Origin of the sequence: Daejeonella sp. (genome assembly GCF_030695525.1) — a bacterium.
Classification (GTDB): domain Bacteria; phylum Bacteroidota; class Bacteroidia; order Sphingobacteriales; family Sphingobacteriaceae; genus Daejeonella.
Genome location: NZ_JAUYSS010000031.1, coordinates 1 through 12,477, shown reverse-complemented (window position 1 = coordinate 12,477; position 12,477 = coordinate 1). Strand labels below are relative to the sequence as shown.

Annotated in this window: 8 protein-coding genes; 7 read left to right on the top strand and 1 reads right to left on the bottom strand. The window is 40.3% G+C overall.

Annotated features, from left to right (window positions below; translation table 11 throughout):
• Window positions 1-149 precede the first annotated feature (149 nt).
• Window positions 150-416: a hypothetical protein gene (locus tag Q8S11_RS07020; protein ID WP_305661374.1), complete on the top strand. Its 267-nt coding sequence runs from the start codon at window positions 150-152 to the stop codon at window positions 414-416.
• On the opposite strand, the gene Q8S11_RS17820 is transcribed toward Q8S11_RS07020, so the two are convergent.
• The gene (locus Q8S11_RS17820) at window positions 417-566 is read right to left on the bottom strand and encodes a transposase (RefSeq protein ID WP_371135134.1); all 150 of its coding nucleotides are present in this window, start codon (window positions 564-566) and stop codon (window positions 417-419) included.
• 788 nt (window positions 567-1,354) lie between these two features.
• On the opposite strand from Q8S11_RS17820, the gene Q8S11_RS07015 reads away from it, so the two are divergent.
• The 6 genes from Q8S11_RS07015 to Q8S11_RS06990 all read left to right on the top strand — a co-directional run bounded on the left by Q8S11_RS07015 (window position 1,355) and on the right by Q8S11_RS06990 (window position 11,949).
• Window positions 1,355-3,010 carry a M28 family metallopeptidase gene (locus Q8S11_RS07015; protein WP_305661373.1) on the top strand — a complete coding sequence of 552 codons (1,656 nt, stop codon included), beginning with the start codon at window positions 1,355-1,357 and terminating at the stop codon, window positions 3,008-3,010.
• A 666-nt stretch (window positions 3,011-3,676) separates the two neighbouring features.
• Window positions 3,677-4,822, top strand: coding sequence for a BamA/TamA family outer membrane protein (locus Q8S11_RS07010; protein WP_305661372.1), 1,146 nt, complete (start codon window positions 3,677-3,679; stop codon window positions 4,820-4,822).
• 511 nt (window positions 4,823-5,333) lie between these two features.
• A complete protein-coding gene (locus tag Q8S11_RS07005) occupies window positions 5,334-6,644 on the top strand; it encodes a hypothetical protein (RefSeq protein ID WP_305661371.1) in 1,311 nt (436 codons plus the stop codon).
• Between the two features lie 21 nt (window positions 6,645-6,665).
• Complete coding sequence (locus tag Q8S11_RS07000; RefSeq protein ID WP_305661370.1) at window positions 6,666-8,168, top strand: serine hydrolase; 1,503 nt, start codon at window positions 6,666-6,668, stop codon at window positions 8,166-8,168.
• Between the two features lie 891 nt (window positions 8,169-9,059).
• Window positions 9,060-10,331 (top strand): serine hydrolase, encoded by a 1,272-nt coding sequence (locus Q8S11_RS06995; protein ID WP_305661369.1) that lies wholly within the window; start codon window positions 9,060-9,062, stop codon window positions 10,329-10,331.
• A 34-nt stretch (window positions 10,332-10,365) separates the two neighbouring features.
• Window positions 10,366-11,949 carry an amidohydrolase family protein gene (locus Q8S11_RS06990; protein ID WP_305661368.1) on the top strand — a complete coding sequence of 528 codons (1,584 nt, stop codon included), beginning with the start codon at window positions 10,366-10,368 and terminating at the stop codon, window positions 11,947-11,949.
• Window positions 11,950-12,477: the final 528 nt, after the last annotated feature.

Sequence of the window (12,477 nt, the reverse complement as noted above, 5' to 3'; positions counted from 1 at the left end):
ATACCGCACACAGAATAGAACTTATGGGTGAAAGTCTAAGAAAAAAAAGGTAAAATTGTCAGGCCTTCAGATCATAAGGCCAAAGTCATATTAAAGGGGGTCAGTATCCCCGGTACGGGGTCAGCATCTCCGGAATCTCCAATAATGGCATGAATAAGAAGGATATTAAAGCCACGATCACAAAAATTAAAGATGATTCTACTACCATTTCGACTCCTCGATTTTTAGATGAGGTCCTTATTGAGGCTATTAGGTGTGAGTTACCAGACCAGCCTTGGCAAACTGGTATTCATAAAATGGTCGCTTCTAAATTACAACTATCAAATAAACTTGTATCTGATGCTATTAAACAGTTGATTGTCAGAGGAATTTTTAGGAGACAGGTGGGTGGTAAAGTGATAATGGAAGTATACTAATCAGAGAATACAGATCAGTATAAATCTGTTTAGTCTGCGGTTCTCGTCTTGGGGCGATTTAAGCTCACGCAGGTGGGTGGAATCCATGCCGCTGTACTTCTTGCGCCAATTATAAAGCGTGGCTTTACTGATCCCGTATTCCCGGCACACATCCTGCGCCTAGAGGCCACCTTCATATTGTTTGATTGCGGTGGCGATTTGTGTTTCTGTGAACTGTTGCTTCTTCATTTTTCTGACATTTGAAATTAAACATTTTGTCTAATTACTCAATGTCTTAATATTGGGGAAGCTTACAATGGAGCCTTCCCTTTTTTTAATCCATGCAAAAAGGAAAGCAATTTCTTCTGTATCTATCCATTCTAAAAGTGATAAATCAAAAATAACAGTGTTTGTTTTTTCACTAAGTGAATTAACCCAATAGTCAGCAATTATGCAGTCTAAATGAGTCTGACAAAATTTTGTATCGAAAAGGACTCTTACCGTAGCCATCAAATTTTTAATGATTTCTTAGTTATGCTTAGCAATAGGTTATTAATATTAGTTACAGTCGAATTGTTTGGACTTGGCATGAACAAACAATGCTTGTCAAAAATTGTGGTCCTCTTCATTTTCTCTGTCCCTTCAATGTTAGCACTGTTAACTTAATAGTGTGACCAATAACTAGTAATATGCATGAAAAAACAACCAAAATCATCTCAAATCCCATGTACTTGCACATTCTGTCAACCCTTATAAAAATGCTTATTATCAAGTATTTACCTAATCTTAAAAAATAAAATTAATTATAGCTTGATTTTATATAGCAATATGCAATTCGAATGTCCTTATAATCCAAAAGGAGATAAATTAGACTCTTATTCCATCAGTAAAAATCAAATTTTTTAAAAATACCCTATAATTTTATCAGTATTTTAGCAAAACCTAACCATACTAACCATATGAACTCTAAAATCAAATTCCTCGCATTTTCTGCTTTGATCTGCTTGGCGGCATGCAATCAGAATAAGCCAAAAATTTCGGATGAAGACGGACTTGCTGCTTTCAATGCAGATAGTTTGAAACTGCACGTTGCTGAGCTTTCGCACGATTCACTTCAGGGACGTAAACCATTTACCCCCGGGGAAACAAAAACCATTGCCTACCTGCAAAAACAATTTAAAGCTGCAGGATTGGAGCCTGGAAATGGTGATAGCTATATTCAGGAAGTCCCGATGGTCAATATTCAGACTACAGCGGCTGCGGATATGCAGGTGACCACATCAAAAGGAAGTTTTAAACTCAAAGGCTTTGACGATTATGTGATCTGGACTGACAAGATAACCGATAAGGTAAGCTTCGATAATAATGAGGTTGTATTTGCCGGATATGGTGTTGTCGCACCGGAATATAACTGGGATGATTATGCTGGTTTGGATGTCAAAGGAAAGATCGTCATGGTGATGGTAAATGACCCTGGTTTTGTTGCCGGAGATTCAAGCTTTTTTAAAGGCAAGACTATGACCTATTATGGCCGCTGGACTTATAAATTTGAAGAAGCTGCTCGTCAGGGTGCAAAAGGTTGCCTGATTGTGCATACAACTGAGGGTGCAAGCTATCCCTTTTCTGTCGTTCAGAATAACTGGAATGCATCGAAACTCAGACTGGATGACCGCGAAAAAAGCAATTCGTATACGGATATAAACGGATGGCTTTCGCTTCCGGCTGCAAAGAAATTGGTTGCTGCTGCGGGACAGGATTCGACTAATTTCTTCGCACAGGCCGACAAAAAAGGGTTTAAACCCCTGGCATTGGATCTGAAACTAAGTACCAACGTCGCCGTAAAGACCGTATTTAACAAATCTTACAATGTAATCGGCAAGATAACAGGTACCAAACGTCCTGATGAAGTAATTATTTACACTTCGCACTGGGATCACCTCGGAATTGGCAAACCCGATGAAACCGGCGACTCAATTTATAACGGTGCATTCGATAATGCCAGTGGCACCGCGGGACTAATTGAACTTGCACGTGCATTTAAAAGCATGAAAGTACAGCCTGAACGTACCATTATTTTGCTTGCAGTAACTGCCGAAGAACAGGGCCTTTGGGGTTCGGCATATTATGCGCAGAACCCAATTTATCCAACATCAAAAACTGTAGCAAATATTAATATTGATGGCCTAAATCCTTTTGAAAAAACAAAAGACATCATTATTGTCGGTGAAGGACAATCAGAACTGGAAGAATATCTGAAAGAAGCTGCTGAAAAAGCAGGACGAGTTACTGCATTTGAAAATCATCCTGAAGCAGGATATTACTATCGTTCTGATCATTTTAATTTTGCTAAAGTTGGAGTGCCTGCACTCTACACTTCCAATGGCATAGATGTAATTGGCAAAGAAGCCGGATATGGTGAAAAAAGGGAAAAAGAATACAATGAGAAGCATTATCATCGTCCATCAGATGAATTTGATCCTGCAACATGGACTTTTGAGGGCGGACTGGAAGATTTGAAGTTGTTTTTTCAGGTCGGAAAACGATTAGCTTTTGAAGAAAAAATGCCTCAATGGAAAGATGGTTCAGAATTTAAAGCGATACGGGAGAAAAAATAATTACATAAAGATTGCCTGCTAAATATTAAGTCGCGGCATCCGCCACGACAAATTAGTATTTATTTATTGAGTCAGATTCCGGCCCCCGAGCCGTATTCTAGGTTTGACTTATTTCTAAATTTAATTTAAAATAGATTTTTATTAGGCTGCTCTTTTGTAGTTTTCCACATACATTTCACCTCTTTTAATTAGTGCGAACATCCTTAAGATCAGCTTGAATTTTACATTATTTAATACTAGAGAACAGCTTTTATCCTTTAGCTTTCGTTGGGCATATTCTCTGATTTCGGGATCGTGTATAGCGGCTGTTTTAGCTGCTTGATTTAGCTCCTGTTTAAGTTCCTTGTGTGCCAGATGACTGACTCGCTTTCGGCCCAGCCCCCTTCTTTCCAAATTCTTGAATGCTTATTACCACCTTCGAAACAGGCACAAATTAAGCCCAAATTAAACGCAAACTAAACGCATAATTTTGTGGGTTTTCTTAGGGTTTAGTGTGCGTTTCCTCTGGGTTTAGTATGCGTTCCCTGACAAGCAGATACGAACATTTTCTCAACCTGTCTGCCCGTAGAGATTAGGGCATTTTAAGGCTCTGATCAGAGAGCTTCCCAAATGGGATTTTGAATAAGATTCGATCCTAATCAAACTATATTTAACTTAGCGGCCTTTATGAATAAAGAACTGCTAAGAAAGATTTTTGCGCTCAGCCTTTTAATACTGATTTCCGGAAACGGCTACAGCCAGATGAAGCTGATTAAAAAACTGCTTTCCAATGAGGTTGATACCACCCGCAGGAGTAGTTTCCTGCCTCTGCCTGCAATTGGTTACGCACAGGAGACTGGAGTAGAGATAGGAGGAGCAAGTCTTTATTCATTTTATACTGACCGCAAGGATTCATTAATCCGTACCTCGCGAATTATGGGTATGGTAACCTTTACTACAAAAAAGCAAAGCAACTTCGCGCTAAAATCAGATATCTGGACACCCGGAAACAAGTATCATGTAACCTCAGAAATCCGCTATAGAAATTTCCCATTCAATTTCTATGGAATAGGTAATTCTACCCTTGAACTGAATGTAGACCCGATCACTCAAAAGCTTTTCAAACTCAATGCAGGACTGGAAAAAAAACTGGGGAAAAATATTTATACCGGAATGAGTATGGGTTATGAATCCTACCGTTTTGAAGACAAAATAGTGGGTGGGATTTACAGCACTGATCCGGGTATCCGCGACAAAGATGGGGGACAGGTTTTCTTTATGGGTATTACCCAAATCCTCGACAGCCGTAATACCAATACTTATACGACAAAAGGATCCTTCCTGAAACTAAACTATTCCTATGCACCGGATTTCTTTGGTGGCGATCATTTCAGCGGGAGCCTTCTTAAACTCGATCTGCGTAACTTTCATAGTCTAAGCAAGAAAACAACACTCGGTTTGAATGCTCATTTTCAAACCATTAGCGGCAGTAACACTCCATTTTATCTACTCCCTCAGCTCGGAAGTGATGAAATGATGCGTGCTTATTATGCCGGACGATTCCGTGATCAAAATCTATTAGCCCTTCAAGCTGAACTCAGGCTCAGACTAAATCCACGATTTGGATTAGTGGGTTTTGCCGCTGCAGGTAATGTCCACTCTGGAGGCAATTTCAAATTGATTCAACTCAAGCCCAGTGTTGGCGGCGGATTCAGATACTTCTACGACATCGAACGCGGACTGAGCGTAAGAATGGATTATGCAATCGGCGAACAGAATCCCGGCGAAAAGCGGCAAAGCGGTTTTTATCTTAGTTTGGGTGAAGCGTTCTGATCACTGGTGGGTGCAATGAAAAAGATCCATCCAAACACGTATTATTCGTTTTCATATAACTGCCAAAAGCAATCCTCATTTATTTAAAATCAGAGATTAGCCAATTGATTGTGCTTTCTCTGGCATTAATAATACACTATTTGGCTTATTAACAGAGGATTGTTCATATGTTTTGGCCTCAGTAGTAAATCTCCGTTAACGTTTTTTCCGCCTTGGCTGGTGCGGTAATTACAGGCAAAGCCTAAATACTGCCTTTCGAAGCAGTCCCGAAACTTCGGGACAGCGGCGGCATTTATTCGTTTTTGTCTATTGTTTTTAAGGTACTCATGGTCTCGTCGTTCCTCCTCGGCATGTTTCTTTTCACCTGAAGGAAAAGAAAAGAGATATATTATTGACTAAGAATGTGATTGTAAAATCTCATAATTAGAAATTTCACAGCATACTCCCGCTTTACATTTAACTCCATATTTTTATTATTTTGCATAATTAAAGCCTTCTCAAATTTTAGATCATGCGCAAAATCACAAGCCTCGCCTTATTCATCCCATTGATTTTTATGATCTCCTGTTCAGAAAAAAACAAAACCAGGGATGGGGAGTTGAATAATCTGGCAGAAGAATATGTAAGGCTTGGATTAACTATCGGTCAGTATGATCCTGATTTTGTGGATGCCTATTACGGTCCCGATTCTTTAAATCCAAAAACCGAAAAACTCGCAATATTTCCAAAAGATAGTCTGTTAAATTCAGTCGCCGGACTAAAAAGCAAACTCAAGGAGATCTCTTCAGAACTTAGCGATACAGGCAAAATAAGAGCAGGCTGGATGTCTCATCAACTCACGGCTTTTGACCGAAGGATCCGGATATTTTCGGGTGAGTTCAAAAGTTTTGATGAAGAATCCAAAGATCTTTTCGGGATCTCTGCGCCGGTTTATCCTGAAAGCCATTATGCTGCTCTGTTAGATTCTCTCAACAAGATACTGCCAGGAAATGGAAATGTTCAATCCAGATTTCAAAAATTGGCCAATCAATTCATCATCCCAAAGGATAAACTGGATATTGTTTTCAGAGCAACCATTGCCGAGGCCCGCAAAAAAACAAAAGAACATTATGAGCTTCCTGCAGAAGAATCATTTAGTATTGAATACGTAAATAATAAACCATGGAGTGGCTATAACTGGTATAAAGGCCAGTATATGAGTATAATACAGATAAATACCGATACCCAGATCTTTTTAGAACGTGCGATTGATGTGGGAAGTCATGAAAGTTATCCCGGACATCATGTGTATAATATGCTCCTGGAAAAAAATCTGTACCGCGACAAAGGCTGGGTTGAGATTTCATTATATCCATTATTTAGTGCGCAATCATTCATCGCCGAAGGAAGTGCGAATTATGGAGTCGAGCTGGCTTTCCCCGGCGAGAATAAGATCAAATTTGCTGAGGAAAAATTATTGCCCCTGGCCAGCCTTGATACAACAAATCTAAGCCTGTATTTCAAGGCTTTGGCAATCAGATCACAGCTTAATTATGCAAGAAATGAGGCTGGCAGAGGCTTAGTCAATGGCAAAATGGATGAAAAACAGGCCCTGGACTGGATGATTAAATATTGTCTTTACAATGAAGAAACAGCACTAAAATCAATTTCTTTCATCCGGAAATACCGTAGTTATATCATAAACTATAATTACGGAATGGATCTGGTAAAACAATATGTTGAAGCAAAGGCGGGAGATGGGAACGATGCAAGGAAACAATGGGAAGTCTTCGGACACCTGCTTAGTAATCCCCTATTGCCGGGAGAGCTGTTGATCAAATAAATTAAAAGATATCTTTATAAAGTGAAAAAACTACTCTTAATACTACTACTGCTTCCCCTCTTTGTTTCAGCCCAAAATAAAGGATTTGAAGAAAAAGCGACAAAAATTGACAGTTATGTGAACGGCTTGCTCTCCGACTGGAATATTCCGGGTCTTGCCCTGGTCATAGTTCATAAAGATCAGGTGCTATATGCCAAAGGATATGGCTTCAGGGATCTGGAAAATAAGCTCCCTGCAACTGAAACTACGCTCTTCCCTATTGCCTCAAACACCAAACTATTTACTGCAACATTAGCTGCACAACTTGCTGTTGAGGGCAAATTAAGTCTGGATGAACCCGTAAAACAATATTTACCAAAGATTAATTTCTTTAACCCTGAATTAAACTTCAAAGTAAGCATTCGGGATCTGCTAAGCCACCGAACCGGCCTTCCTGCTTATGATGGCATCTGGGTGAACGCTGCATTCAAAAGAAAAGAATTGCTAAGCAAAATATCCTTTATGAAGCCAGCCCTTGGTTTCAGGGAGGGATACATTTATAATAATAACATGTATACTTTAGCCGGACTTGCAATTGAAGCGGTAAGCGGCAAAAGCTGGGAAGAGAATGTTCAGGAACGCATATTCAAGCCTCTGGAAATGAATTCAAGTGGATTTACAGGGATTGGAACGCGGCCAGAGAATCATTCCCTGTCCTATTTTGAGGCAGAGGGTACAGGTAAACTCACAGCCCGTACTTTTCTTGCACAATCAGAATTACTTGCACCTGCGGGTAATATCTATTCCAGTATGATGGATATGAGTAAATGGCTCATTCTGCAGGTTAATGGTGGAAAATACAAGGGCAAGCAGGTTATTGCGACATCTGCGGTTGAGGAGACCAAGATTCCAAATGCTATTTCCGACAAAAGAGGAAGATACGATGAACTATCCAATGCCATTTATGCGATGGGGCGTTCTCTCCAAACCTATAAAGGCACCAAAATGATCAGCCATACAGGGTCAATTGATGGATTCTATTCAAATTTAAGCTACCTGCCAAAAGATAGTATTGCCTTATTCATCGTTCACAATTCTGTAGCAGCGGGTTCCCTTCGCTCGGTGATGAACCTGCCCCTGATTGACATCCTGCAGAACAGGGAGATAACAGACTGGAGTGAGAGATATAAAAAGGATTATCTTGAAACGCAGGAAAGAAATAAAGAGACCGTGGATGGCATTAATGCTTCGCAAGTTAAAAACACCATCCCATCCCACCTGGCATTGGCCTATACAGGCAGGTTTATTCATCCGGTCTACGGCGAGATACTAATCGGACTTAACAACAATGATTTGCAACTGCAGTACAGAAGTTTAAGTTCAACCCTTTATCACTGGCATTATGATCAGTTTATTACAATGGATGATGGGAAAGGCTTTCCTGATATGCGGATCAGCTTTCTGACAAATGATAAGGGAGAAATAGACCGCATCAGTACCCGCCCTTTCGGAGATCCGCTTACTGAATTTGTAAGGGTGAAATAGAAAATTAAAAACCTTTGTTGCCTGGATAAAATAACTACTTGTATGTAGCGTAATATGCCTTATGGTCTCGTCGTTTCTCCTCGGCATGTTTCTTTTATGCGCGTCCGAAAGGTTTCATCCGGGCGAGCTACCAATCTCATTATTTAGTATCTTCGAAATAAATATGCAGTAGGTTACAGGATTAAAATTATTCCGTGTGATTTCAAATTTACACCGCTCATAGCCGCGGAGGCCTATTTACTTTTTCCTTGATGAAAAAGTAACCAAAAAATCAAGACACAACGAAGCTCCTACTACTAGAGGCCATGGACCCGGCCCGCCGTTTTGTCCTCCCCCCGCTCGGAAAATCCTGCTTCATTTTAAATTAATTTCTCCTGATCGAGATCTAAAGATTACTAAGATTAACTTTAGAGGTTTAGGAATATTCATCCATCAACGGCTGCGTACAGGGCTATGAAAGGCAGTGCTATGGCAATTTTGAATTTACCGCCCTGTCCAATGCCGCAAAAAAAAGTATATGAATGTTATTGCAAGGCGATATGCCTTAAACCCTGCTAATTACCCCAGTGTTTTTATTAGACGCCACGCTAGCAGCCCCCATTAATATGCTCTTTTCCGCCTTGGCTGGTGCGACAACTATTGTCTGGGCCTAAGCAGAAACCTTCAAAGCATCAGGCGCAGCGGCGGCTTTTTGTTTCTTTTCAGCTGAAGGAAAAGAAAAGAGAATGTTTATGAGTTAAGATTTTGATCTTTAATCTTACAATTATAATTTTCTCCGGAAACTAATGATCAAAAACTACTTAACTGCTTTGTAATATGAATTCTATTTGCATAATTTACCAATCGTTATCTAAAAAATAAACCCATAAAAAATAAACCATAATTAATCTCATGAAAAAAATATTAATCATTCTTCTTGTCTGCTCTGTAAGTATCACAGGCTTTAGCCAGACTATCATGAATTCAACGCCTGAAGCTGCAGGTTTCTCGTCTGAGCGTTTGAAGCGCCTTGATAAGGCTATGAATGAATGGGTTGAAAAGGGATATATGAATGGAGCTGCAGCCTTAATTATTCGTGATGGTAAAATCGCTTATTATAAGGCAAATGGTTATAATGATCTCGACACTAAAGCCCCACTACAAAAAGATGGCATTTTCAGAATTGCCTCACAAACCAAGGCGATTACCAGCGTTGCCATCATGATGCTCTTTGATGAAGGAAAGTTATTATTAAGTGATCCTGTTTCCATGTATATTCCATCGTTTAAAAAGCAAAGTGTCCTTGTTAACTTTAACCCTGCAGATACAACTTACACCACTGTTCCTGCAAAAAGGGAAGTTACCATCAAGGATCTTTTGACGCATACTTCAGGTCTAGGCTATGCACAAATTGGTTCAAAGGAAGCGAATGCAATCTATGCAAAGAACAATATCACGGCAGGTTTGGGGGTAAAAGACAGAACTTTACTTCAGGCAATGAGCCGCCTGGGTGAAATACCTTTGATGCATCAGCCCGGCGAAAAATTTACTTATGGACTCAATACCGACGTTTTAGGATGTTTGGTTGAAGTCATATCCGGTGTCAGTCTGGATGAATTTTTCAGAACCCGCATTTTCGAGCCTCTTGGTATGAAAGACACCTATTTCAACCTGCCTCAGGCCAAAGCAAATCGTTTGGTAAATCTTTACACTGAAACTCCTCAGGGGAAATTAGTGAAAGCCACAGGAGGTATGTTAAACAGTCCGGCGACTCCAAGTTATCCATTGGTACCCCATACTTATTACTCAGGTGGTGCCGGTTTAAGTTCCACACTTTATGATTATGGCATTTTCCTTCAAATGCTTTTGAATAACGGCGTTTACAATGGCCAAAGATTATTGGGCAGGAACACGGTGAGGATGATGACTACCAACCAGATCGAAGGTGTACCCTATGCCAGTGGAACGTTCGGGCTGGGATTTGGAGTAGTTACCGAACAAAACAGTGGAAGCGCGCCAGCACAGGTTGGAACATTTAACTGGGGTGGGGCCTTTGCAACTTCCTACTGGGTTGATCCGAAAGAAAAAATGGTTTACCTGTTCTTCCGTCAATTGCAGGCAAGAACACATAATGAGGTAGTAGAAAAATTCAGGGCATTAACCTATCAGGCAATTAACGATTAATTTTGCCTGTACCTCGAATTATTAAATATAAGACATGAAGAAAATACTCACGCTTGCCGGAATAGTTCTAAGCTCCTTAATGGTAAAGGCTCAGCTTACTGCAGACCTTATCATTCGGAATGGAAAAATATATGATGGTACCGGAAACTCCTGGTATTACGGTGATGTTGCTGTAAAAGACGGAAAAATCATCAAAACAGGATACATTACTGATATCCGGGCAAGCAGAACCATCGACGCAAAAGGTTTACTGGTAGCACCAGGATTTATTGATGTTCATGGTCATATTGAGGGGGGGATCATAACAACACCTACGGCGAACAACTACATTTTCGATGGAGTAACCACTGTCATTACCGGTAATTGTGGTGGATCTGCAGATAATATCGGGAGCTTTTTGGAGGAAGTTAACCGGATCCGTACTTCGATCAATGTCGCAAGTCTGATTGGGCATAATACGGTCCGTGCTCAGGTAATGAACCGCGACAATCGCAAACCTACAATGCAGGAGCAAGAAAAAATGGATGCTCTTGTAGATCAGGCAATGAAAGAAGGTGCGGTGGGTCTATCCACCGGATTGATCTATATTCCCGGAACATTTGCAGATACTGAAGAAGTCATCGCATTGGCAAAAGCTGCAGCAAAGAATAATGGAGTTTATGCTTCCCATATCCGCAATGAAGAAAACCGGGCAGTTGAAGCTGTAAATGAGGCGATTAATATCGGCAAAGAGGCCAATATTCCTGTACAGATTTCACACTTCAAAATAGGCGGAAGATCAAACTGGGGGAAATCAGATGTCACCCTCAATTTGGTTAAACAGGCAAGGGAAAATGGCTGGGATGTGACGATCGATCAATATCCATACACAGCAAGCAGCACCAATCTGGGAATTCGTTTACCCGACTGGGCTTTTGCAGGTGGAAATGATTCATTGAAAGTAAGGTTGAATACTACCGCTATCCGTGCTCAGATTAAGAAAGAAATGCTGGCACAACTTGCCAGCTATAAATTTCCGAATTACAGTTATGCCGTGGTAGCCAATTACCCATCGGATACCAGCATGAACGGTAAAAACATTTCGGAGATTAATAAAATGTTGGGCAGAAAAGCTAAGGCCAGATTTGAAGCAGAAACCATTATGGACATGGTTGAAAAGGGTGGTGCTCAAATGGTTTATAACAGCATGAATGAAGTTGATGTGAAAAATATCATGAAATATCCTTTCAGCATGTTCGGAGCAGATGCAGGAGTGCCTGTACCGGGCAGAGGAATGCCGCATCCCCGTGGTTATGGTACTAATGCAAGAGTTTTGGGTAAATATGTCAGGGATGAAAAAGTTATTACAATGGAAGATGCCATCAGAAGGATGACCTCGCTGGCAGCACAAAAATTTGGCCTGAGTGATCGCGGACTACTATTACCCAATTATGCCGCAGATATTGTGATCTTCAGTGAGGCAGAAGTAAATGATATGGCCACCTTCCTGAAACCTCATGCCTATTCCAAAGGGTTTAAATATGTGATTGTAAACGGCGAACTGGTAGTTGAAAATGAGAAACATTTGGGAACAAAAAGTGGGAAGGCGCTTTATGGGCCAGCATTTTTAAAAAATTGAGAATTGAGAATGGAGAGTTGAGAATTATGCGTTTCAGTAAATATTTAGTAAAAGCACCTCAAAATATGCTGTTTGGAAGGTATCACATTTTGTGATACCACCTTATCCAGGGTAATAAAAACTATGACCCAATAGTTATTGGGTGGAGATTTATAGTTATCCATTTGAAATATAATTTCAGATAAAATAGTCGCTAACCTGCTAAAAATGAAGTTTTTAACTGGATGATAAAAAGCAAGCTCCCCCTTTCAGTGTAAAATCAGTTTTTATACTTTCACTGCTTTAAAATCTGCAATATTTTTACCTATAACCATTGGACTGTTCATAAGCTTTGGCCTAAGCACAAAATCTCCGTTAACCTTTTTTCCGCCTTGGCTGGTGCGGCAATTACAGGCAAAGCCTAAATTCTACCTTTCGAAGCAGTCCCGAAACTTCGGGACAGCGGCGGCATTTATTCGTTTTTGTCTATTGTTTTTAAGGTACTCATGGTCTCGTCGTTCCTCCTCGGCATGTTTCTTTTCTGCTGCA